This is a genomic window from Mesorhizobium loti, from assembly GCF_013170705.1.
Taxonomy (GTDB): domain Bacteria; phylum Pseudomonadota; class Alphaproteobacteria; order Rhizobiales; family Rhizobiaceae; genus Mesorhizobium; species Mesorhizobium loti_D.
In genome coordinates, this window is sequence record NZ_CP033334.1 from 2,771,956 (window position 1) to 2,793,379 (window position 21,424).

The 21,424-nt window shown below is 63.9% G+C and carries 22 protein-coding genes and 2 pseudogenes; 13 read left to right on the forward strand and 11 right to left on the reverse strand.

Features of this window, described 5'->3' with window-relative positions:
- Positions 1-90: 90 nt before the first annotated feature.
- Together EB815_RS13465 and EB815_RS13470 are read left to right on the forward strand one after the other, a co-directional pair.
- Positions 91-201, forward strand: a pseudogene (locus EB815_RS13465) (hypothetical protein); the annotation flags it as partial.
- A gap of 105 nt (positions 202-306) precedes the next feature.
- Positions 307-493: pseudogene (locus EB815_RS13470) on the forward strand (DUF1403 family protein); the annotation flags it as partial.
- A gap of 28 nt (positions 494-521) precedes the next feature.
- Here EB815_RS13470 and EB815_RS13475 read toward each other — a convergent pair.
- Together EB815_RS13475 and EB815_RS13480 are read right to left on the reverse strand one after the other, a co-directional pair.
- Positions 522-1,550 (reverse strand): substrate-binding domain-containing protein, encoded by a 1,029-nt coding sequence (locus EB815_RS13475; RefSeq protein WP_056566311.1) that lies wholly within the window; start codon positions 1,548-1,550, stop codon positions 522-524.
- 49 nt (positions 1,551-1,599) lie between these two features.
- Positions 1,600-2,967: an ROK family protein gene (locus tag EB815_RS13480; RefSeq protein ID WP_196772400.1), complete on the reverse strand. Its 1,368-nt coding sequence runs from the start codon at positions 2,965-2,967 to the stop codon at positions 1,600-1,602.
- Between the two features lie 327 nt (positions 2,968-3,294).
- Between EB815_RS13480 and EB815_RS13485 the strand changes: the two genes are divergently transcribed.
- From EB815_RS13485 to EB815_RS13515, 7 genes are all read left to right on the forward strand, one after another.
- Entirely contained in the window at positions 3,295-4,122 is an 828-nt protein-coding gene (locus EB815_RS13485; RefSeq protein ID WP_081295168.1) for a sugar phosphate isomerase/epimerase family protein, read from the forward strand.
- Positions 4,123-4,163: 41 nt separating this feature from the next.
- Entirely contained in the window at positions 4,164-5,285 is a 1,122-nt protein-coding gene (locus tag EB815_RS13490; protein ID WP_065005678.1) for a substrate-binding domain-containing protein, read from the forward strand.
- Between the two features lie 63 nt (positions 5,286-5,348).
- Positions 5,349-6,518 (forward strand): Gfo/Idh/MocA family protein, encoded by a 1,170-nt coding sequence (locus tag EB815_RS13495; RefSeq protein WP_056566316.1) that lies wholly within the window; start codon positions 5,349-5,351, stop codon positions 6,516-6,518.
- A complete protein-coding gene (locus EB815_RS13500) occupies positions 6,515-8,101 on the forward strand; it encodes a sugar ABC transporter ATP-binding protein (RefSeq protein WP_056566319.1) in 1,587 nt (528 codons plus the stop codon). The genes EB815_RS13495 and EB815_RS13500 overlap by 4 nt, the downstream gene beginning before the upstream one ends.
- A complete protein-coding gene (locus EB815_RS13505) occupies positions 8,091-9,065 on the forward strand; it encodes an ABC transporter permease (RefSeq protein ID WP_056566321.1) in 975 nt (324 codons plus the stop codon). Before EB815_RS13500 ends, EB815_RS13505 begins: the two co-directional genes overlap by 11 nt.
- Before the next feature lies 1 nt (position 9,066).
- A complete protein-coding gene (locus EB815_RS13510) occupies positions 9,067-9,375 on the forward strand; it encodes a putative quinol monooxygenase (RefSeq protein ID WP_056566324.1) in 309 nt (102 codons plus the stop codon).
- 4 nt (positions 9,376-9,379) lie between these two features.
- On the forward strand, positions 9,380-10,558 hold the full coding sequence (locus EB815_RS13515) for a Gfo/Idh/MocA family protein (RefSeq protein ID WP_171883290.1): 1,179 nt from the start codon (positions 9,380-9,382) through the stop codon (positions 10,556-10,558).
- A 393-nt stretch (positions 10,559-10,951) separates the two neighbouring features.
- Here the strand turns inward: EB815_RS13515 and EB815_RS13520 are convergent, their stop codons facing one another.
- Positions 10,952-11,302 (reverse strand): hypothetical protein, encoded by a 351-nt coding sequence (locus EB815_RS13520; protein WP_162258893.1) that lies wholly within the window; start codon positions 11,300-11,302, stop codon positions 10,952-10,954.
- On the opposite strand from EB815_RS13520, the gene EB815_RS34235 reads away from it, so the two are divergent.
- Together EB815_RS34235 and EB815_RS13530 are read left to right on the forward strand one after the other, a co-directional pair.
- Positions 11,210-11,710, forward strand: coding sequence for an Lrp/AsnC family transcriptional regulator (locus EB815_RS34235; RefSeq protein ID WP_081294820.1), 501 nt, complete (start codon positions 11,210-11,212; stop codon positions 11,708-11,710). The genes EB815_RS13520 and EB815_RS34235 overlap by 93 nt on opposite strands.
- Positions 11,653-11,799, forward strand: a complete 147-nt coding sequence (locus EB815_RS13530) for an Lrp/AsnC ligand binding domain-containing protein (protein ID WP_081294819.1) — start codon at positions 11,653-11,655, stop codon at positions 11,797-11,799. Before EB815_RS34235 ends, EB815_RS13530 begins: the two co-directional genes overlap by 58 nt.
- On the opposite strand, the gene EB815_RS13535 is transcribed toward EB815_RS13530, so the two are convergent.
- The 8 genes from EB815_RS13535 to EB815_RS13570 all read right to left on the reverse strand — a co-directional run bounded on the left by EB815_RS13535 (position 11,796) and on the right by EB815_RS13570 (position 19,124).
- The gene (locus EB815_RS13535) at positions 11,796-11,975 is read right to left on the reverse strand and encodes a hypothetical protein (RefSeq protein ID WP_056567755.1); all 180 of its coding nucleotides are present in this window, start codon (positions 11,973-11,975) and stop codon (positions 11,796-11,798) included. The two genes, EB815_RS13530 and EB815_RS13535, sit on opposite strands and share 4 nt — an antisense overlap.
- A gap of 135 nt (positions 11,976-12,110) precedes the next feature.
- Entirely contained in the window at positions 12,111-13,181 is a 1,071-nt protein-coding gene (locus EB815_RS13540; RefSeq protein WP_056567759.1) for an ABC transporter ATP-binding protein, read from the reverse strand.
- A gap of 33 nt (positions 13,182-13,214) precedes the next feature.
- Positions 13,215-14,054, reverse strand: a complete 840-nt coding sequence (locus EB815_RS13545) for a BtpA/SgcQ family protein (RefSeq protein ID WP_056567912.1) — start codon at positions 14,052-14,054, stop codon at positions 13,215-13,217.
- An 80-nt stretch (positions 14,055-14,134) separates the two neighbouring features.
- A complete protein-coding gene (locus EB815_RS13550; protein WP_162258895.1) occupies positions 14,135-14,917 on the reverse strand; it encodes an amidohydrolase family protein in 783 nt (260 codons plus the stop codon).
- Positions 14,914-15,858 carry a carbohydrate kinase family protein gene (locus EB815_RS13555; protein WP_056567765.1) on the reverse strand — a complete coding sequence of 315 codons (945 nt, stop codon included), beginning with the start codon at positions 15,856-15,858 and terminating at the stop codon, positions 14,914-14,916. The genes EB815_RS13550 and EB815_RS13555 overlap by 4 nt, the downstream gene beginning before the upstream one ends.
- On the reverse strand, positions 15,855-16,709 hold the full coding sequence (locus tag EB815_RS13560) for a carbohydrate ABC transporter permease (protein WP_056567768.1): 855 nt from the start codon (positions 16,707-16,709) through the stop codon (positions 15,855-15,857). Before EB815_RS13560 ends, EB815_RS13555 begins: the two co-directional genes overlap by 4 nt.
- A gap of 1 nt (position 16,710) precedes the next feature.
- Positions 16,711-17,616: a carbohydrate ABC transporter permease gene (locus EB815_RS13565; RefSeq protein WP_056567771.1), complete on the reverse strand. Its 906-nt coding sequence runs from the start codon at positions 17,614-17,616 to the stop codon at positions 16,711-16,713.
- A gap of 164 nt (positions 17,617-17,780) precedes the next feature.
- The gene (locus tag EB815_RS13570; protein ID WP_162258896.1) at positions 17,781-19,124 is read right to left on the reverse strand and encodes an ABC transporter substrate-binding protein; all 1,344 of its coding nucleotides are present in this window, start codon (positions 19,122-19,124) and stop codon (positions 17,781-17,783) included.
- Positions 19,125-19,315: 191 nt separating this feature from the next.
- Between EB815_RS13570 and EB815_RS13575 the strand changes: the two genes are divergently transcribed.
- Together EB815_RS13575 and EB815_RS13580 are read left to right on the forward strand one after the other, a co-directional pair.
- Positions 19,316-20,290, forward strand: a complete 975-nt coding sequence (locus tag EB815_RS13575) for a sugar-binding transcriptional regulator (protein WP_056567780.1) — start codon at positions 19,316-19,318, stop codon at positions 20,288-20,290.
- Between the two features lie 409 nt (positions 20,291-20,699).
- The gene (locus EB815_RS13580; RefSeq protein ID WP_056567783.1) at positions 20,700-21,422 is read left to right on the forward strand and encodes a class II aldolase/adducin family protein; all 723 of its coding nucleotides are present in this window, start codon (positions 20,700-20,702) and stop codon (positions 21,420-21,422) included.
- Positions 21,423-21,424: the final 2 nt, after the last annotated feature.

Here is a 21,424-nt window from a genome sequence, read left to right on the forward strand (position 1 = left end):
AACGACTACATTGCGGCCTTGCGCGGCATACGGAGCGTTATTGGCGTAAGGCTCCTGGCTTTCGCCGATAGCAAAGTCGCAACAGTCAACAGCCCTATCGTGAACTCGGTGTGGACCGGCGAGCCGGCGGTCATCTATGGCAATGTTCGCAACCATGGCTGCATCACATCGCTGCCGCAAAGCTGTGCGGTCGAAGCGCCAAGGCCGATACTGTGCGAGGATGATGCCCTGGCTTCGACACTCGCCTGCGGTCCGTTCGTTCGCCGAGAATGTGGTACATATTGTGCTACCGTTCGATCGGTCCGTCTGATTCCTGGCAGTGACGCTTGTGAGGTCGACGCCGCTTTCCAGGCCGGCGCCTTCGCTCGACCTGCTGGCCCGCGCGCAAGCCAGCTGGGCCGGGGCTTGGCGGCAGCGGTTCGCGCTCCGCTGTGCCGCCGCCAGCTTGCGGCTCGCCGGCCGCTTAGAAGACGAGGCGGCCCTGCGCGACGCTCATTCTCAGGAGTGCCGATCGCCGCATGTCAGCCGGCCTTGCCGCTAAGCATTTTCTTCGGTGGTTTTCGCGCCCTGAGCAAGGCTGCAGGGGCCGGCGTGCGCCAGACGACCTGATAGGCTTCCACTACATTGCTGACGGTGACGCTGAGGCCGGGAAGCGCGATCCAGGGCGGCGGCTGTCTTTCGAGCAGACCGAGAATGGTGGCGATGCCGGCGGCAACGCCCTGGTCGTAAGGTAGCTGTGCGGCAATGCCCTTGATCAAGCCACCTGCGGCCAGGTCCGCCGCCACCTCATTGCCGAGGTCGACGGTTGTCACCGGGATCGTCTTTTCCGCATCGCGGATCGCGGCGACGGCGCCAGTCGCCGGCACGTCCCAGACTGCGAACAGGCCGGCAAGATCGGGATTGGCCTGCAGCAGGCCAGCGGTCGCGGCCTTCGCCTGCGATACATCGGCAAACTTGCCTCGCACCAGCGAGAGATCCGGCCGGTGGGCTGCCATCCACTTGCGGAAGGCAATCTCGCGCTCGTGTGTGGCGAAGAAATCCACGCCATAGGCCAGGACCCCGATCTTGCCACCTTGGGCCACATGAGGCGCCAGCAACTCCGCCCCGATCTGCCCCAGGCCGAAATTGTCGGTGGAGATGACGCTGACATAGTCCTTGCCGGGCAGCATCCCAGTCGGGGCATTGTCGAGCAGCAGAAGCTTCTTTCCGGCCGCCGGTATCGCACGATGGGCATCTGCCGCACGGCTGCTGCCGATCGGAATGGAGACGACGGCATCCACCTGTTCGGCGGCAAGCCGCTGCAATTCGGAAATCTGCCTGTCGATGTCGAAGGCGCAGTCGATGACCTCGACGACCGCCGCACCATAGCGGCCAAGCGTGGTGACGATTCCGGCCAGTTCCTCCTTGGCCCAGTCGCTCATCGTGGTGTGGAGAACGACGGCCACCGAAAAGTGCCGGTTGCGGGCGGCATCGGCGTCGGCATCCGACAGTCCGACCTGGTCGGCCGGAACCGCTCGTTCGCCATGCGGCCCAAGGCCGGTGATTGCCATAGTTCAATCCTCCTCAGGCGCCAGCAGCGCTCGATCGATTCCGCCGATACTATCCACGCGTCCCACCCGGTGGCCGGGGTTTGGCCGGCCGGGTGCTGGTGTCGAGCGCGGCCCGTGAGAGAAATTCCTTGAATTCCGGATGCTCGCGTGGCGAGCCCAAGGTAATCCATCCCTGCAGGAATCTCGGATCGAACAGCGCTTCAGCCACGACCTGCGCGGCGCCGACCAGCCCGGCCGACCCGCCCATCTGAGAGCGCACGATGCGCAGGTCGCGCGTAACCACCGGATGCGACTGGCGATAGACCGCCTCGCGAACGGCCGCCAGCAGGATATCACCGGTCTCGGCGACGTTGCCGCCGAGCACGATCAGCGACGGGTTGAGCAGATTGGCCAACGGCGCCAGCACCTCGCCGACGGCGCGACCGCAACGCCCGAGCAGGTCGATGCAAAACGGGTCGCCCAACTGGGCGCCGTGGCCGGTATCGGTAACCGCAACCTCGCCGGCACGGGCCAGCACTTCGGCAAGATAGGGGCTGCGCCCGCTTTCGGCCGCCTGACGGGCCTCGCGCACCAGCGCTTCGCTGCCGGCGACAGACTCAAGATTTCCGCCCTCTATAAAAGTGTAGCCGATCATGCCGGCAGCACCCTGGGCGCCACGATGGAGCGTGCCTTCCGAGACGACGCCGGCACTTATGGAGCGTCCGAGCTTGACGAAGATCATGTCGGTCAGGCCGATGCCGCTGCCAGACTTCAGCTCACCCATCGTCATTGTCTGAACGCCGCTTCGCACCCAGACAGGTGCATCCACAAGCGTGGCCAACTGCTCCACGAAGGGAAATCCATCCCAGTTCTGAAACGCCTTCAATGCCGGCGCGAACAGCCGCTGGCCGTCGGGCTTCTCGACGGCTCCAGGGACCGCCAGCCCCACCCCCCAGATGCTGGCGTCGCCGCCGTGCTCCTCAAGCATCCAGGCAAACAGCGTCGCCAGCCGCTGCAGCACCGGCTCGGGTCCTGCCCCAAGTTCCACGGCCTCGTGATGTTCGGCCAGCAAGCGGCCAGACAGGTCGGAGACACCGACCGCCAGCGAGGAATGATCGAGTACGGCGGCAAGGATTATACCCATGCGTGGACGGAAGCGGACATGACGGGGCGCGCGTCCGCCGATGGCGGGGCCGAGTTCGCCTTCTTCGATAAGCCCCAGCCGAAGCAGTGTGGCAAGGCGGTCGGTGACAACGGCACGCCCAAGCTCGGACTGGTGCTCCAGCTCCTGACGGGTCGTCGCCGCGCCGGTGCGCACAAGGTTGAGCAGCGCGGCCAGGCTGCCATGCGCGGATTCGCTGGCGCGCGGCCGGCCAGCCGCACGACGTGGCGCGGCTACCTCGGTGCTGCCCTCGTCCATATCCTTGCCGCGCCTCATCCGCCGGTCCCGCTGTGCTGTCTGGTCGACGGCCAAGGTGTCTCCCTGCCGTCCCAGCGCAACGCACCATTTTGCCATGGGTAACGTGGCCTCATTTTCGGATCAAGGGATAACTTATGCTGTTTATCAACAAAAGTATGCCGACTTCTGCATTTTAATGATTGACGAAGGCCGAAAAGAGCGCATAAGTATCGGCAGGCTCGGAGGAGAGCCAAGGTTGGCAGACCTCGCGAAGGCGACGGATGCCGCACGAGTATCGGCCGAACAACAATGCCGGGATCCACGCTGGGCTGGGTCGCGCGCTGACTATGCACGGGAGGATACGAGATGCCGGTGAAACTCGCCTATCACGCCAATTGCTGGGGCCCGCTCGGCGGCAATGCCGTCGGCGTCACGTCGATCACCCAACTCACCTATCGTACCTTCGGTGACATGGAGCAGGCGATCCGCGACATCGGCGCGGCCGGATATGTCGGGACCGAACTCTTCGACGGCAATCTCCTCGACTATGAAGGACGGCTTGGCGACCTGCGTGCTGTCTTAAACCAATCCGGCGTCGCTCTCGTCGCCGGCTACTCCGGCGCGAACTTCATCTTCGAGGATATCCGTGACGAGGAATTGGCGCGGATCGAACGCGGGGCGGCTGTCGCTGCCGAACTCGGCGCCGAACATCTGGTCGTCGGCGGCGGTGCCAAGCGCGCCAACGGCCGCCAGGCCGATGATTTCAAGCGCCTCGGCGCGGCACTCGACAAGGTCATCGACATCGCGGCCGGGGCGGGCTTGCGCGCGCACTATCACCCGCATCTGTCGACCATCGTCGAAGGCCCTGACGACGTTCGCGAGGTTTTCAAGCATACCGCGATCGATTTCTGTCCGGACACCGCGCATCTGGCGGCCGCGGGCGGTGATCCGGCCGCGCAGATCCGCGAATTCAGCAAGCGCATCAGCTACGTGCACCTGAAGGGCTTGCAGCGTGATCCCTTTGCCTTCACGCCGCTCGATCGCGGCGACCTCGACATGGCGCCGATCATCCAAGCGCTCAAGGACACCGGATTTTCTGGGTGGATCGCCACCGAACTCGACGCTTGGCCCGATCCTAGGGAAGGGGCGGTACTCAGCATGAACTATCTGAAAGAGGCGTTGAAACAGAGTTGAACCGACGGGTACTGCGCCCGTCATCAGGGAGGAGACCTAAGATGACACGTTTCAAGACAATAGCCGGGGCTTTCACGGCGGCATTGCTAGCCACCAGTCTCTACACCGCGTCGCCCGCCTTCGCCGACCCGGATTCCGCACTTGCCGAACTGCAGAAGACGGTGCTCTCCAAGGGCCCGAACGGCGAAACCCCGGCATCGGCGGCATCCATCAAGCTGACCGATGAGGAACTGGCAAAGATCAAGGACATGAAGGCGACGGCGGCGATCGTCATGCACTATGGCGGCAATGACTGGTCACGTGCGCAGGTCGCCGGCCTCAAGGATCAGTTCGGCAAGATGGGCATCGACGTGATCGCCACCACCGATGCCGGCTTCAAACCGGAAAAGCAGGTCGCCGACCTCGAAACGGTGATGGCGCAGAATCCGAAGATCATCGTTTCGATCCCGACCGATCCTTCGGCGACGGCCTCCGCCTACAAGGCTGTCGCCGACAAGGGCGTGAAGCTGGTGTTCATGGACAACGTGCCGAGCGGCTTCGTCGCCGGCAAGGATTATGTCTCAGTCGTCTCCGCCGATAATTACGGCAATGGTGTCGCGGCGGCGCATCTGATGGCCAAGGCGTTGGGCGGCAAGGGCGACATTGGCCTGGTTTTCCACGCTGCCGATTTCTTCGTCACCAAGCAGCGCTACGACGGCTTCAAGAAAACGATCGCCGACAACTATCCCGACATCAAGATCGTCGCCGAACAAGGCATTGGCGGCCCGGACTTCACCGGCGACGCCGACAAGGCGGCCTCGGCAATCCTCACCTCCCACCCGACCATCAATGGCATCTGGGCCGTGTGGGACGTGCCGGCTGAAGGCGTTATCTCGGCGGCACGCACCGCCGGTCGCGATGACCTCGTCATCACCACTTGCGACCTCGGCGAAAACGTCGCCATCAATATGGCCAGCGGCGGCTTCGTGAAGGGCCTCGGTGCCCAGCGTCCTTTCGACCAGGGCGTCACCGAAGCCTTGCTCGCCGGCTACGGCCTGCTCGGCAAGGAGGCACCGGCTTTCGTCGCCTTGCCGGCACTCCCGGTCACCAAGGACTCACTGCTGGAAGGCTGGAAGGCCGTCTATCACACCGAAGCGACCGACAAGATCAAGAGCAGCATGTAGCGCGCCCGCGGCCGGCGCCCTCTCTGCCGGCCGCACCTTTTTTCAATTCGACAGGAGACCATCATGACCAGGACGCTCAACGTGGCGATGATCGGCGGCGGCTTCATGGGCAAGGCCCATGCGCTTGCCTACGCGGCAATGCCGATGTTCTTCTGGCCGGCCCCCGCCATTCCCGTACGCAAGGTGGTGGTAGACGTCACCGAGGCGTTGGCCGACGAAGGCCGCCGCCGCTACGGGTTCGAGGAATCATCGGCCGACTGGCGCGCGGTGGTAAAGCGGCCTGACATCGACGTCATCGATATCGTGACCCCGAACGACAGCCATGCGGCGATCGCGATCGCGGCCGCCGAGGCCGGCAAGCACATCATCTGTGAGAAGCCGCTGGCGCGCGGCGGCGACGAGGCAAAGACCATGCTGGACGCGGTCAACAAGGCCGGCGTCATCCACATGGTCGCCTTCAACTACCGCCGCACGCCGGCAGTGGCGCTGGCCCGCCAGTACATAGAAGAGGGGCGTATCGGCACCATCCTGAACTTCCGCGGCACCTATCTGCAGGACTGGTCGGCCGATCCGGATTCGCCTCTGTCCTGGCGCTTCCAGAAGAAGATCGCCGGGTCGGGTTCGATCGGCGACATCGGCACCCACGTCGTCGACCTTGCCCGCTATCTGGTCGGCGAGATCGCCGAGGTCAGCGCGCTGGTGCGCACCTACAACAAGACGCGGCCGATCCAGCGCGGCAATCTCGACAGGCTGGGTGCAGCCGAGAAGAACATTGGCGCCGAACGCGCCGAAGTCGATGTCGACGACGAGGTGGTGACGCTGCTGAAATTCGCCGATGGCGCCATCGGCTCGCTGGAGGCGACCCGCAACGCCTATGGCCGCAACAATTTCATCACCTTCGAGATCCACGGCACCAAGGGCTCCATTGCTTTCAACTACGAACGGCGCGACGAATTGCAGGTGATGTTCGCCGATGACCCTGCCGATGCTCGCGGCTTCAGGACCGTCTATTCCGGTCCGGCGCATCCCTATGGGGCCGGACTGTGGCCGATCCCGGCGCTCGGCATCGGCTATTCAGAAACCAAGATCGTCGAGTGCTTCGATTTCTTCTCGGCCATCGTCTCGGGCAGACAACCTTCGCCGAATTTCGAGGATGGCTACAAGACGGAGCGGGTCGCCGACGCGCTGATCGAATCGGGCGAAAGCGGCCAGTGGACCAAGGTACGGTCATGACCTCAGCGACGCCTGTTCATGCGGTTGAGATGAAGGGCGTCACCAAATCCTTCGGCGGCGTCAAGGCGCTGGTCGACGTCGACCTGCAGGTGGAGAAAGGCGAAATCCATGCGCTGCTGGGCGGCAACGGCGCCGGCAAGTCGACCATCCTGAAAGTGCTGAACGGCGTGCATGTGCCCGATAGTGGCACCATTCTCGTCGACGGCAAGCCACTGACGGAGATCTCGCCCGAGGCCTCGCGCCGGGCGGGCATCGCCATGATCTTCCAGGAAATGAGCTTGATCCCGACATTGACCGTGGCACAGAACGTCTTTCTGAACCGCGAAGCCAAGGGCGCGTTCGGCCTGATCGACGACCTCGCCGCCGAAAGGCGCGCCAGGGAGCTGTTCGAGATGCTGCAGGTCGAGGTCGATCCGAAGGCGACGGTCGGCAATCTGGGCGCCGGCCAGCGACAGCTGACCGAAATCGTCAAGGCGATCTCGCAGAACGCCAGGGTCCTGGTGCTGGACGAACCATCCACGGCGCTGGCGGTGTCCGATGTCGAGCGGCTCTTCACCTTCCTGCGCAAGCTGAGATCGGAAGGCGTGGCCATCATCTATGTCTCGCACCGCATGGATGAGATCGCCCGCATCGCCGACCGCGCTACCATCCTGCGCGATGGCCGCCACGTCATCACCGCACCGCTGTCGGAATTGCCGATCGAGGCGATGATCGAGCACATCGTCGGCAAACGCTCGCGCGGCCTGTCGGATGTGGTGCGCGGCGAATCGAACATCGGCAAGCCGCTCCTTGAGCTTGACAATGTTTCGGGAGCCCTGAAGCCCAGGAATGCCAGCTTTGTCGTCCACAGCGGCGAGGTTGTCGGCCTCGCCGGTCTGCTCGGCTCCGGTCGTTCGGCGATCGCGCGCGTCATTGCCGGCATCGACCCAATCGTTGAGGGAGAGATCCGCATTGCCGGCAGGCCGGTCGCGATCATCAGGCCAAGCGATGCCATCGAGGCCGGCGTGGCGCTGGTGCCGGAGGATCGGCTGCGCCAGGGCGTCATCGCCGAGCATTCGGTCGCTTCCAACATGACGCTCGCCGTGCTCGACCGGCTGAGCAGCAAGACGTTCGTGTCGACGAAGAAGGTACGCGACGTGACCGACGGCCAGATCGCAAGACTGCGCGTCAAGACAGCTTCGCGCGACAGCGCGGTGCGCACGCTTTCGGGCGGCAATCAGCAGAAGGTCGTTATCGGCAAATGGCTGTCGACCGAACCTGAAATCCTTGTCCTCGACGAGCCGACCTCCGGCATCGACATCGGCTCGAAGTCGGAGATCATCATGCTGGTGCGCGAACTCGCCAAGGCCGGCAAGGCAATCATCATGATCTCCTCCGAGCTGTCCGAGATGCTGTCGGCCTGCGATCGCATCATCGTCATCTCGGAAGGCCGTGTCATGGATGATATCAGCCGCGGCGATCTCGACGATCCGTCGGCGCCCAAGGACGATCCGATCGCGCGGCTGCAGGCGGCCGAGCGCAAGTTGCAGATCGTCATCCAGAACGCTCTGACCAAGAGCCAGGGAGGAACACATGTCCACTAGCCAGCCTGCCGGATCGACGTCCTCGCTCACGGCGAGGCTTGGCCTCACCAACTGGCGGCAGAATATCATCTACATCGGCTTCGTCGTGATCTTCGTCATTTTCGCGGTCACGCTGTTCGACAAAGGCTTCCTCAACCCCAACAACCTGCTCAACATCGTGCGTCAGACGGCAATGATCGCGGTGATGGCGATCGCCATGACCTATGTGCTGTCGGCCGGCGAGATCGACCTGTCCGTTGGGGCGGTGGCGGGACTGGCCTCGGTGACGACGGCAATGGCAATCGACGCCGGCGGACCGCTCACCGGTGTGATGGCCGGTCTCGCCACCGGTGTCATCGTCGGCACTTTCAATGGCCTGTTGACGACGCGGATCGGCATTCCGTCCTTCCTCACCACGCTGGCCATGATGGGCATTGCCACTGGCACCGCCATGTGGATCAGCGATACGGCGGCGGTGCCGATCATCTCGAAGAGCTATTCCTGGATTTTTGGCGGCGGCAATGTTGGGCCGGTGCCGGTGCTGCTGATCTGGATGCTGGTGCTGGGCGCTGTCGGCCATGTCGTGCTGAGGCGAACGAGCTTCGGCCGGCGCGTGCTGGCCACCGGTGGCGGCGAGATCGCGGCGCGCTATTCCGGCATCGACACCAAGTCGATCAAATTCCGTGTCCTCATCATCTCGGCCATGGCGGCGGCACTGGCCGGCATGCTCTACGCCGGTCGGCTGCAATCCGGACGCTTCCAGCTCGGCCAGGGCGACGAATTGTCGGTCATCGCCGCGGCGGTGCTTGGCGGCACCAGCCTGTTCGGCGGTTCCGGCACGGTGATCGGCACGATTGTCGGCGCGCTGATGATCGGTCTCATCAACAATGGCCTGATCCTGATGGGGCTGGAGTTCAGCCAGCAGCTGATCGCGCGCGGCGCCATCATCATCCTTGCCGTTGCACTCAGCCAGGGGAGAAAGTGATATGACGGTTCCCTACACGGTCATCGGCACTGTCGTTGCCAAACCCGAAACACGCGAGGAACTGCAGGAAATCCTGTCGGGCTTCGTCGCGCCGACACGGGCCGAGGAGGGCTGCATCAATTATGATTTTCATGTCGACCCTGCCGACCCTTGCGTGTTCATGTTCTACGAGAACTGGCGCTCGAAGGACGATCTCGACCGGCATCTGGCGATGCCCCACCTGAAGCCGCTGTTTGGGCGCCTCGACGACCTCGTCGCACGGCCGGTCGATGTCCGTCGCTTCGTCATGCTAAGCCAGATGGCGAAGTAAACCCATGAGCAATCGTTTCGAACCCATTCGTCTGGGCATGGTGGGTGGCGGGCAGGGCGCCTTCATCGGCGCGGTGCATCGCATCGCGGCGCGCATGGACAATGATTTCGTGCTGGTCGCGGGCGCCCTGTCGTCCGATCCGGCGTGTGCCAAGGCGTCGGCGGTCGAACTCGGCCTCGATCCGGAGCGCAGCTACGCGTCCTATGCCGAGATGGCCAAGGCCGAGGCGAAACGCCCCGACGGCATCGAGGCGGTGGCGATCGTCACGCCCAACAACGTGCACGTGCCTGCAGCCAAGGCCTTTCTCGAGGCCGGCATCCACGTCATCTGCGACAAGCCGCTGGCAACGACACTGGCCGAAGCGAAGAAGCTGGCGGCGATCGTCGAGAAGACCGGCAAGGTGTTCGTGCTCACCCACAATTACACCGCCTATCCGATGGTGCGGCAGGCGCGCGAAATGGTGGCCAAGGGCGTGCTCGGCGACATCCGCATCGTGCAATCGGAGTACCCGCAGGACTGGCTGACCGAGGACCTTGCCGCGACAGGCCAGAAGCAGGCGTCATGGCGAGGCGATCCCAAGCAGGCGGGCGCCGGCGGCGCGCTGGGCGACATCGGCACGCATGCCTACAATCTCGCCCGCTTCGTTTCCGGACTGGAGCTGGATTCGCTGTCGGCCGATCTCGACGCCTTCGTGCCGGGGCGGCAGCTTGACGACAATGTCAACGTCATGCTGCGCTTCAAGGCGCCGGGCAAGGCGCATCCGGCCAAGGGCATGATCTGGGCCAGCCAGGTGGCGCCGGGCCACGAAAACGGGCTGAAGCTGCGCATCTATGGTTCGAAGGGCGGGCTGGAATGGGTGCAGGCCGATCCGAACTATCTCTGGTACACGCCGTTCGGCCAGCCCAAGCAGTTGATCACCCGCAATGGCGCCGGCGCGCTGCCGGTGGCGGGCCGTGTCAGCCGGGTGCCGTCGGGCCATCCCGAGGGCTATCTCGAAGGCTTCGCCAACATCTATCAGGAGGCCGCGCGCGCCATCCGCGCGGCGCGCCGCAAGGGCGGCAAGCCGGCTAGGGAGGTCGTCTTCCCGACCATCGAGGATGGCGTCGAAGGCATGGCCTTCATCGAGGCCTGCGTGAAATCGTCCAAGAAGAACGGGGCGTGGACGAGCTTGGCTCCGATCTGAGATATGGTCTGCACTGCTCAGGCCCCTTGTTTGGGTTGCCGGCCATGCGAGAACATACGCATCCGCGCGTTGCTCATCGTGATCGCGATGCTGACCTTTGGTGTGATCAGTGTTTCCCAGCTGCTGCAACTGGCCATGGTACCAGGCCAAGGCGACGCGCGTAACAGTTTTGGAATTGGCTCGGGTTGACCATCACGGCGTGGTCACGATGAGTTCGCTTCGTGTCAGCTTCAGCTCTAGGTCCAGCCGGGCTGAACGTCCGCTTTTTGACGCGGCAACACCCGTCGTTTTCACCTATGCCAGTGTGGTTAGCGCACAGACCCGCGTCCAGCTTCCGCGCAGCCCAGCGGGGTTCGACAAGGCATCCTTCAAGCGATCAAGCAGCCCTTCCGGTCATTGACCAAGCCTGCGGGCCGCGGCAGCCAGCCGGCGCACCCCTTCGTGCAGCCGCTCGGGCGCGTTGAGCGTGAAGTTGACGCGAATGGCGCGACGGTCCTCGCCGGTCACGTCGAACACGCTGCTGAGCGTGACACAGACGCCTTCCTCCAGCCCCAACCGCATCAGCTCGTCTGTGTCGAGCGATGGATTGCGCGCCGTCGCCCAGACGAACATGCCGCCTTGCGGCTTTTCCCAGGCGAAGAGCGAGCCCAGATGTCCTTCCATCGCCTCGCACAAGGCGTCGCGGCGCGCGCGGTAGAGCGCCAGGATTTGCGGCTGAATCCGCTCGGGCAATCCGGCGTTCATGGCGTCCAGCACGAGCCGCTGGCCGAGCCCGCGGGCACATATCCGAGCCCTGTTTGGCGACGGTCAGCGCCCGGATCATCTCGGGTGCGGCGACTACCCAGCCGACACGCAAGCCCGGCGCGACCGACCGTCGATCTGGCCGCGCGCGTCGGCCTGTCTCCGACACCCTGCGCGCGCCGCGTGAAACGCCTGGAGGACGGCGGTGTGATCCAGGGCTACGCTGCGCGGATCAACCCGTCCGCGATGGGCTTGGCGATCTGTGTCATCGTCTCGGTGCGTCTGGGCAAGCAAGGCCCTGAAGGGGCCGGTGAATTCCTGCGCGAAGTCGCCAAACGGCCGGAGATCACCGAATGCCTGCTGGGACCGGGAACATCGACTACCTGCTGCGTGTCTGGGTCAAGGACATAGCCGCGCTCCGCAACTTCATCAGCAACGTCCTGCAGTCGATCTCGTCGGTAGCCGAGACCTCCACGATGGTGGTGCTGAACCTGGACTAGTCGTGGCCCGGCTGGGTGAAGCTGTATCCGATGTCGTGGCTGCAGCCGGGTATGCACTTCTCGGCGGCCGCGCGCTTCGTCATAGCGACCGTTGGGAACAGATTATGGCGAATGTGGCCGTCCGTGGTGATCCACAGGCCGACATAGGGGTCCTTGGCCCGATTGTTGGTCGCCACGCAGAAATAGCCGGCCGGATCCGGAACCTCCCGATCCTCGAACTTACTCCGCGCGATCCCTCGGAAAATCGGCGAGGGATGGCCCGACGACCACGCACGGAGCCGATACGTTGGCGCGTGGGGCCGACTGGTGCTTCAGATGACTTTTCCGCTTTCCGCGTCGAAGACGTGAAGGGCTTCGGCCGGAAACGACAGCCACAGACGGTCGCCGTCGCGCGAGGCGAAATCGGCCTTGACGATGGCGAGGATGTCGGTTCCCGCCGCGTCGACCACCAGATGCGTCTGCGGCCCTGTCGGCTCCGCCACTTTCAGCGTGCCGGCAAGATCGCCGGCCTGGCGGTCCACGATCACACTTTCGGGCCGAATGCCCAAGACGATGCGGTTCGTCGACGAAGTGTAGGCGCGGGCCGGCAGGGCGATCTCCGAGCCATCGCCAAGCACGGCCTTGATACCCGCCGCCGTCTGGCGAAGCTCGGCCTTGACCACGTTCATTGCCGGCGAGCCGATGAAGCCGGCGACGAACAGGTTGGCCGGCCTGTTGTAAAGTTCGAGCGGCGAGCCGACCTGTTCGATGTTGCCGCCGTTGAGGACGACGATGCGGTCCGCCAGCGTCATCGCCTCGATCTGGTCGTGCGTGACATACACGGCGGTCGTGCGGACGCGATGATGCAGGAGCTTGATTTCACCGCGCATCTGCACGCGCAGTTTGGCGTCGAGATTGGACAGCGGCTCGTCGAACAGGAACACCGATGGGTTGCGCACGATGGCACGGCCCATGGCGACGCGCTGGCGCTGGCCGCCGGACAGTTGGCCGGGCTTGCGGTGCAGGAGGTCGGAGAGGTCGAGCATGCGCGCGGCCTCCTCGACGCGGGTGGCGATCTCCGCCTTGCCCTTGCCGGAGAGCTTCAGGTTGAAGGCCATGTTCTCGGCCACCGTCATGTGCGGGTAGAGCGCATAGCTCTGGAAGACCATCGCCACGTTGCGGTCGCGCGGGCTGTCGTCGTTGACCTTGCGCCCGTCAAGCAGGATGTCGCCGCGCGAGGCGCTCTCCAGCCCGGAGATGATGCGCAGCAGCGTCGACTTTCCGCAGCCGGAGGGGCCGACGAGCGCCACGAACTCGCCATCCCCTATGCTGAGGTTGATGCCGCGGATGATGGCGGCAGCGCCGAATGATTTCTCGACGCCGCGCAGTTCGATGGATGCCATGGATCAGCCCCTCTCTTCCGGACCGTGTGGATGTCAGCGGACCTTGCGTACCGCGTCCATCAGCGCCTGGACCTTGGCCAGCACGACCCTGTCGCCGTGCATCTTGCCGTTGCCCTTGACGTAGCTGCCGACGATGGCGCCGTCGGCGACTGATAGAAGCTCGGCGGCGTTGTCGCTGCTGAAGCCGCTGCCGACCAGGATCGGCCCGACGGCGCCGGCGCGGATCTGCTTGACTTCGGCGGGTGCCGTCGGATGGCCGGTGCGGGTGCCGGTTGCGATCAGGATGTCGGCGCCGAAGAACTCGACGTCGCGGGCCTGATCCTCGATGTCGCGGTCCCCGACGATGGCGTGGCTGCCATGCTTCACGTGCACGTCGGCCAACACGACGATATCCTCAGCGTCGAGTTCGCGCCGGTAGCGCATGGCCTGGGCCGAGGCACCCTCGATGATGCCCTCATTGGCCACATAGGCATTGGCCCACTGGTTGACGCGTACGAACTGCGCGCCCGAACTCTTGGCGCAGGCAAGCGAGGCCTTGGCGGCGTTGGCGACGATGTTGAAGCCGAGCGGAAGCTTCGTGGCGCGGCGGATGCGATCGCCGATGACCGACATGGCGCCGATCGTCTCGAAGCCGATGTCGTCAGGCTTGCGGAAAGGGATGTCGCCGGCATTCTCGAGCAGGATCGCGTCGACGCCGCCTTCCTCGAGGATCAGCGCTTCCTCGACCGCCTGATCATAGACAGCCTGCAGCGACCCGTTCCGGTAGTAGGGCGAGCCGGGTAGTGGCAGCACATGCACCATGCCGATGATGGGCTTGCTGGTGCCGAACAGGCGCTGCAGAACCGGCGTGTTTTTCGTGTCGAGATTCGACATCTTCTTCTCTCCTTGGCTTCCGGTGGTTGGGCGCGCCGACGACGACAAGTCAGCCGATGCGCCTTCGTGTTCTTTTGTCTTCAAGCGATGCGCCAGATGCGCGCCGCGTTCTTCCAGAAGACCTTTTCGAGGTCCTCCTCGCCAAGGCCGATGACGCGCAGCTTCTCCTGCTCGACGCGTGGCGACTGGTAGGGCACGTCAGAGCCATATTGCAGGCGATCGACCGAGACGTTTTTCAGGAAGGTCATGATGTCGAACGGATAGGCCTGAGACATATCGACATTGATGTTGGGGTATTCCTGGCAGGCGAGGATCGCCTCCCATAGGAAGGCGTGCATGCCGATATGAGCCAGAACGAAGGTGACGTTCGGATAGGCCTTGGCCGCCTGCGCCTGGAGATAGGGCAGGTCGCGGGGCGCATCGCCCGAATGCATGAGGACGGTGAGGTTGTGCTCCTCGGCCTTGTCCAGCAGCGGACCCATGACCTTCATGTCGTTGGGCCGGTAGAAATCATAGCCGGCGACCAGCTTCAGGCCGCGGCAGTTCCATTCGCCGACATAGCGGTCAATGAGCTCCTGGGTGTGCTTGGCGCCGAAGGTCGGGTCGATGCGGGCAACGCCGACGATGCGGTCGGGGTATTTCAGCGCGGCGAGGCCGACATCGCCATTGGCCTCGTTGTAGTCGGCATCCCAAGGCGGCGTCTGCCGGCGGTCGTGCGGGAACAGCACGCCATGCGACGCGCCCTGCTCGTCAAGCAGGCGGATGACGCTGTCGGGTTCGCCCCTGACCAGATAGGGGACGCAGGTGTTGGCGGCGACATTCTTGTCGGTGCCGTAGTGCATATGGGCGTCGATTACTCTCACAGCGATAGCTTCCTTCCAAAGTTTGCCTCGAAGCGCTGCGCCACGCGTTGCGGCGAGGGCAGGTTCGACTGGCATCCCCATTTCTCGATGATGAAACTGGCGACCGTGGCGCCGATGCGCGCCGCCGTCTCGTGCGAATGGCCGCCGATCAGGCCCTTCAGCGTGCCGGCGACGAAGGAGTCGCCGGCACCGGTGGAATCGACGAAGGCATCGGGCGCGACCGAGGGCATGTCCTGTCGGCCACCGGCGGTGTACCAGGCGCTGCCTTCGCCGCCGCGCGTCACGATCACCAGACGCGGACCATGCGTCAGTATGTCGGCCGCCGACGCGACGCCAAGCGCCTGCATCAGCGCGTCGGCCTCGCCACGGCTGAGGAACAGGACCTCGCAGGCTTCCAGGAAGCGTGGCGCAAGATCGCCAGCGGTGGCGACCATGCCGTTGATGGCGGTCAGCGCGCCGGTCTTGCGGGCGTGCTCGATGGCATTCAGCGTATAGGCGCCGAACATCTCGCTGATGACGACGGCGCCGGAACGGTCGATCTCGCCATAGGGCGTGCGCCAATCATCCTGCTTCTCGGCGACGCCTAGATGGGAGACGCAGAAGCCGCCATTGGCGGCGTCGAAGAAATTGAAGCTATGCCCTGAACGGGCGCCCTCGATCACCTCGACGCCGGCGAGGTCGACGCCGTTGCGGGTCATGTGGTCGGCGTAGCCAGAGCTGCGGAAATCGTCGCCGACGACCATGCCGAGCCCGACCTTCATGCCCAGCGCACCGGCGACCGCCGCGATGTTGGCGCTGCAATCGCCGAAATGGATGGTCTCGACTTCTTCCATGGGCATGTCGAGCGGCACGGTCTCTCCGTCGCGCGGCAGCCGCTTCATGCGCAGCAGATGGTCGAAGATCGTCCACGACCCGATGGAGAAGAGTTCCAGGTCCTTCATTTCACCGCTCCCATGGTCAGTCCGCGGGTAATCTGTTTCTGGAACAGCACGGCGGCGATCATGCCGGGCAGCGCCGAAACCATCGCCGAGGCCGCCATCATGCCCCACTTGATCTGGTCGAAGGTCATGGCCTGCAGAATGCCCATGGTGACCGGGCGCGTGCTGCCGCCGGCGAGCACGAGGCCGAAGATCATGTTGTTCCAGCTGAAGATGAAGGCGATCATCATGGCGCTGGCGATGCCCGGCCTCGCGATCGGCACGACGATCCTGGTGAGCATGGTCCAGATGCGGGCGCCGTCGATGCGCGCGGCCTCCTCGATCTCGATCGGCATGTCGCGAAAGAAGCTCGCCAGGATCAGGATCATCAGCGGCAAGGTGATCAACTGGTGCACGAGGATCATGCCGACATAACTGTCGTAGAGGCCGATGCGCGTGTAGATGACGTAGAGCGGCAGGATGACGGCGAGTTCGGGCGCGAAGCGGAACGACAGGAAGGTGAAACGCAGCTTGTCCGACGTCTTGTCCCGGCGCCTCGCCAGTGCATAGGCGGCGGGGATGCCGAGCAGCGCCGAGATCAGCACTGCACCGCCCGAGATGATGACAGAGTTCATCAGGAACTTGAGGAGGTCGGGGACCTGGCCGCCGGCGCGCTGCGCATCGTTGCCCAACAGCACCTCGACATAGTTTTCGAGCGTGGGCGTGAACAGGAAACGCGGCGGATAGGCGATGATGTCGCCGAAGTTCTTGATCGACATCATGAAGATCCAGACCAGCGGGAACAGCACGAAGCCGGCGAAGGCGAGGTAGCAAAGCGCGAGCGCGAGTTTTTGCGCGAGGGTGCGAAGGAACATGCTAGAGGCCACGGTTCTTCGCCTCCTGCTTCTGCCAGAAAGCCAGCAGCGCGCCGCTGATCGTGTAGCAGACCAGCCAGAGCACGAAGACGATGGTCATGGCGCGGCCGAGGCTCGACCAGCGATAGGCCTCCTCATAGGCCATGACATGCAGGGTTCGGGTGGCGTCGAGCGGGCCGCCCTTGGTGGTGGAGTAGATGATCTCCAGCGACTTCAGGGAATCGGAGACGCGAAACAGCGCGACCAGCAGCAGATAGGGGGCCAGCAGCGGCAGCTTCACGTAGCGGATGACCTGCCAGGCATTGGCGCCGTCGATGCGTGCGGCCTCGACGACCTCGCCCGACACGGACTGTAGGCCGGCGAGCAGGATGATGGTGGCCAGTGGGGTGAAGAGCCAGGTGTCGATCAGGATGATCGACATCATTGCCGTCGACGGGCTGGTGAGCCAGGACAGCGGCTCGATGCCGATCTGCGCCAGCAGCCAGTTCAGCACGCCGCTCTGGGGATGCATCATGGTCTTCCAGATGAGGCCGGCGACCACCGGCGGTACCAGCAGCGGGAGCACGACGGCGGAGCGGAAGAAGGATTGCAGCCGGCCGGGAACGTCCAGCAGGATGGCGAAGGCGAGGCCGAGCGGCAGCTGGATCGCCAGCGCCGCGCCGGCATAGATCAGCGTATTTGCAAGGCCATTCCAGAACAGCGGCGTCTCGAACAGGTTGATGTAGTTGTTGAGGCCGACGAATTTCGAGGCCGGGATGTAGAGCTTCTGGTTGGTGAGGCTGGTGTAGATGCCGCTCAGGAACGGATATGTCGTCGACATGAGCAGGATGAGCGCCGGCGCCAGCATGGCATAGAAGGCGGCCTTGCTCATCCATGTCTTGTCGGCTTGGGCTGTGATGCGGGCCATGGGAACTGTTCTGGTTGCTGGTGTCACATTGCCCGTGGGCGATTTTCGGCGAGGGGACGCCGTGTGGGAAGAACGATGCGGCGCGCGAGCGAGCTTGCGCGGGGCGGATCCTGTTGAGACCCACCGGGCGCTCCCGGGTCAAGCCCGGGAGCAGGGCTGGACGACTATTCGTCGAGCATTTTCTGGATGTCGGCCTGCGCGTTGCACAGATTGGTCTTCACGTCGCCCTGGCCGAAATAGGATTTCTGGATCGCCTCGGCCCAGCGGTCGAGCATGCGGGTCAGCTCGGGATGCGGCGGGAAGCGGATGGTCGCGACCTCGGCTTCGGTCTTGGCGGCCTGGATGTACTGGCCGGGCGTCTCACCCCAGCTCTCCATCAGCTTGGCCACTTCGGGCGCATCCCAGGCCGATTTGCGCACCGGGTTCATGTTGCCGGCCAGATGCGTCTTGATCATCGTCTCCTTGGACGTCACCCACTGCATGAACAGCCAGGCGGCGTCCTTGTGGCTGGAGGCGGAATTCATCGACAGCGACCAGATCCATGCGGCGGCGGCGCGCTTGCCGTCGGGGCCTAGCGGGGTCGGTGCATAGCCGACATCGCCGGCAATGGCGGATTGCTTGGGGTCTTCATAGGTCGGTGCGAACAGGTTCGCCTCGTTGAGCGAGAACACATACTGGCCCGATGCGAAGCCCTGCATGGCCTCGTACCAGGTGAACGCGCCGGCGCCCTCGGGAGACGCCTTCTTGATCAGGGTGACGAAATCCTGCGTTGCCGCGATGCTCTTGTCTGAGCAGATCTGCAGCTTGCCGTCCTTGTCCAGCATCTCGACGCCATAGGATTGCAGCATCGTGCCGAAGGTCAGGTAGGGCAGGTCCCAGTAGCGATCGAAGCGGGTGATGATGCCGTGCATCTTGCCGTTGGGGCCATCGATGGCCAGCTTGTCGGCCATGGCCAGCAGGTCGGCATAGGTCTTGGGCACCTGGAGGCCGAGCTTCTTCAGAAGGCTCGGGCGATAGGCCAGCTGGTAGGATTCGAAATTGATCGGCAGCGTCCACAGCGAACCCTCGCCGATGCCCTTGAGCGGGGTGAGGTCCCAGCGGCCGGCCGACAGGATGGAGGGAATGAAATCATTGACGTCGTAGTCAGCGGCGGTCTTGTCGGTATTGGCGATCAGGCCGTCGAGCGGCTCCAGCCAGCCGGCGGCGGCATACTGCCAGTTGTTGAGCGGCGAGGTCATGAAGACGTCGTAGGTGCCGGTCTTGGATGACAGGTCGGCAAGCAGCTTTTCAAAACCGGACTGCTCGGCCAGTTCCTCATAGGTCACCTTGATGCCGGTCTTGGCGGTGAATTCCGGCAGCAGCGGCTTCAGGCTTTCGACGAACGGATGCGAGATCAGCATCAGGTTGATGGTCTGGCCGTCGGCGGCCTTCCAGTTCATCTCGGCGTTGGCCGGATCGGATGCAAGCGACAGGGCCGAGGTCGCGACGAGCGCGGCAGCAACAGTCACGCGGCTGCGGCTCAGGCCGCGCCGGAGTAAGGACGACAACATTGGCAGTTCCCCTTGTTCAAGGCGTGAGAGCGGACTTTGAATTTTTGTTGGCGGCGTGCACTTTGTTGCAATGGCTGCACAAATGAAGCTAGATGAGCTGAAATGGCCGGTCAACCACAAATGTGCACGCTCTGCACGAAAGTTTACGCATGACGCATAATGAAGAAGACCTGCTGGTGCAGCTCGCCTGGCTCTATTACGTGGGCAACAAGAATCAGGAGGAGATCGCCAACCAGCTGGGCCTGTCGCGCTTCAAGATAAACCGCATGCTGGCGCGGGCTCGTGAAAAAGGGCTGGTCAAGATCGCCATCCAGCACGAGACGGCGCAATCGCTCGATGTTGCCGGTCGGATCCAGGCGGCGTTCGATCTCAGGGAATGCATCGTCACGCCGGCGATTGCGGTGCCTGGCGGCAATGCGGACGAGGACGAGAACAATGCACGACGCGCGGTCGGCATCGCGGCGTCGTCGTTCCTGGAGAGGCGGCTGCGCGTGCCGGAGCCGGTGACGATCGGCCTGGCGTGGGGACGCACGATCGCCGCGATGGTCGACGAACTTCCAAAGCTCTCCAAGGCTGACCTGAAGATCGTCTCGCTGATGGGCTCGCTCAGCCGCAATGCCAGGACCAACCCGTTCGATTGCGTCCATTCCCTGGCACAGCTTTGCGAAGGCGAGGCCTATATCCTGCCGGCCCCGTTCATCGCCGACAGCGAGGCCGACTATCAGGTGATCATGAGCCAGAAGCTCGTCCAGCAGGCCCTGAAGCTTGCTCGCTCGGCCGATTTCTATATCGCCTCCTTTGGCGACTGCTCGAAACAGTCCTTCATCTACCATCACGACCTGCTGCACGACGACGAGATCGACCAGGTCATCAATGCCGGTGCCGTCGCCGACATGCTGGGCAAGTTCTTCGACAAGGACGGCGCCTTGCTGGACAATACGTTGAACCGCCGCACGCCGAGCGTGTCCTATGAGGATATTCGCAGCCGCGACGTTGTCCTGCTTGCGGCCGGCCTGTCCAAGGCGAAGGCGCTTGTCGCCCTGCTGCGCTCGGGCACGATCAACCGGCTGATCGTCGATGGCGATCTTGCGGCCGGCCTTCTTCCGCTGATCGGCCGCGGCTAGGTCCGTTTCTTCATCGCGGCCCGGTGACTGCCCCAGTCTTCGTGGCGGCCACCTGCATTTGCATGACGCCAAGGCGACCTCGCGCCTTGGCGCGTTCCGCAATGGGGAGGCGCTTCGGCGGCCTTGATCAAATGCCGGGTGTAGTAGGTCAAGGCCGCGGCCAAACTGAGCCGCCCTTCTATCCCTGAAGCACACCCGTGGACCATGATCGAAGAGCGCGGGTCGGTGCTGTCTTCGCCGTCGCGGTTGTCCTGGGTGGTTACGCGTTTCCTGAAGCGAGTTTCCCTGGTTGCGGGCCGGAGAAGCGGACCCGACGTGGGCGACCGGCTGTCGATTCATTTGGAAAAGTTGACTGCATACAGGAATTCAAGTATGCGGCAAGCATCAACAGGAAGGATGATCCACACCGATGTCGACCGCTGAAATGGCTATGCGCGAGGATCTGGCGGCGGCCTATCGGCTGATCGCGCGGTTTGGGATGGATGACATCATCCACACGCACATATCCGCGCGTCTGCCCGAAGAGCCGGAGCTGCTGCTTATCAACCGCTACGGCGATCTCTTTCGGGAGGTGACGCCGGAATCGCTGGCGGTCATCAATCACCATGGCCAGCAGATGCGCGGCCAGCAGGTGCCGATCAACACCGCGGGTATCGTCATTCACACTGCCGTCCACGCCGCGCGCCCGGATGCGGTCTGCGTCATGCACACGCATACCGCGGCCGGTGTCGCGGTCAGTTGCCTCGAGGAAGGACTGCTGCCGCTCAACCAGACCTCGCTGCTCTTCTACGGGCAGATCGGCTATCACGAATTCGAGGGCATCGCGCTCGATCCCGGCGAGCAGGAGCGCCTGGTCGCCGACCTCGGCGACAATCGCGCCATGATCCTGAGAAACCATGGGCTGTTGACCGTCGGGCGATCCATCGGAGAGGCTTTCTCCCTGATGTACAATCTCGAACAAGCCTGTCGCATCCAGCTTTCCGCTCTGGGCAGCGGACGCCCCATCCACCTGCCGAGCGAGGAAGTGTGCGAGCGCACCGCCAGCCAGTATGCGGCCGATCCCGATGGCGCGGCGGAACTGGAATGGCTGGCGCTGCGCCGGCTCGCCGGAATGCCCCTCGACGGGCATTGATC

What these genes read in the sequence shown, in the direction of transcription:
- EB815_RS13485 (WP_081295168.1), top strand. Translation starts at nt 3,295, where the DNA reads ATGCCGGTGAAACTCGCCTATCACGCCAATTGCTGGGGCCCGCTCGGC.
- EB815_RS13490 (WP_065005678.1), top strand. Translation starts at nt 4,164, where the DNA reads ATGACACGTTTCAAGACAATAGCCGGGGCTTTCACGGCGGCATTGCTA.
- EB815_RS13540 (WP_056567759.1), bottom strand. Translation starts at nt 13,181, where the DNA reads ATGGCATCCATCGAACTGCGCGGCGTCGAGAAATCATTCGGCGCTGCC.
- EB815_RS13555 (WP_056567765.1), bottom strand. Translation starts at nt 15,858, where the DNA reads ATGAAGGACCTGGAACTCTTCTCCATCGGGTCGTGGACGATCTTCGAC.
- EB815_RS34235 (WP_081294820.1), top strand. Translation starts at nt 11,210, where the DNA reads ATGTCCTTCCATCGCCTCGCACAAGGCGTCGCGGCGCGCGCGGTAGAG.
- EB815_RS13505 (WP_056566321.1), top strand. Translation starts at nt 8,091, where the DNA reads ATGTCCACTAGCCAGCCTGCCGGATCGACGTCCTCGCTCACGGCGAGG.
- EB815_RS13510 (WP_056566324.1), top strand. Translation starts at nt 9,067, where the DNA reads ATGACGGTTCCCTACACGGTCATCGGCACTGTCGTTGCCAAACCCGAA.
- EB815_RS13530 (WP_081294819.1), top strand. Translation starts at nt 11,653, where the DNA reads ATGCCTGCTGGGACCGGGAACATCGACTACCTGCTGCGTGTCTGGGTC.
- EB815_RS13580 (WP_056567783.1), top strand. Translation starts at nt 20,700, where the DNA reads ATGTCGACCGCTGAAATGGCTATGCGCGAGGATCTGGCGGCGGCCTAT.
- EB815_RS13560 (WP_056567768.1), bottom strand. Translation starts at nt 16,709, where the DNA reads ATGTTCCTTCGCACCCTCGCGCAAAAACTCGCGCTCGCGCTTTGCTAC.
- EB815_RS13515 (WP_171883290.1), top strand. Translation starts at nt 9,380, where the DNA reads ATGAGCAATCGTTTCGAACCCATTCGTCTGGGCATGGTGGGTGGCGGG.
- EB815_RS13495 (WP_056566316.1), top strand. Translation starts at nt 5,349, where the DNA reads ATGACCAGGACGCTCAACGTGGCGATGATCGGCGGCGGCTTCATGGGC.
- EB815_RS13500 (WP_056566319.1), top strand. Translation starts at nt 6,515, where the DNA reads ATGACCTCAGCGACGCCTGTTCATGCGGTTGAGATGAAGGGCGTCACC.
- EB815_RS13545 (WP_056567912.1), bottom strand. Translation starts at nt 14,054, where the DNA reads ATGTCGAATCTCGACACGAAAAACACGCCGGTTCTGCAGCGCCTGTTC.
- EB815_RS13520 (WP_162258893.1), bottom strand. Translation starts at nt 11,302, where the DNA reads ATGAACGCCGGATTGCCCGAGCGGATTCAGCCGCAAATCCTGGCGCTC.
- EB815_RS13575 (WP_056567780.1), top strand. Translation starts at nt 19,316, where the DNA reads ATGACGCATAATGAAGAAGACCTGCTGGTGCAGCTCGCCTGGCTCTAT.
- EB815_RS13480 (WP_196772400.1), bottom strand. Translation starts at nt 2,967, where the DNA reads ATGAGGCGCGGCAAGGATATGGACGAGGGCAGCACCGAGGTAGCCGCG.
- EB815_RS13565 (WP_056567771.1), bottom strand. Translation starts at nt 17,616, where the DNA reads ATGGCCCGCATCACAGCCCAAGCCGACAAGACATGGATGAGCAAGGCC.
- EB815_RS13475 (WP_056566311.1), bottom strand. Translation starts at nt 1,550, where the DNA reads ATGGCAATCACCGGCCTTGGGCCGCATGGCGAACGAGCGGTTCCGGCC.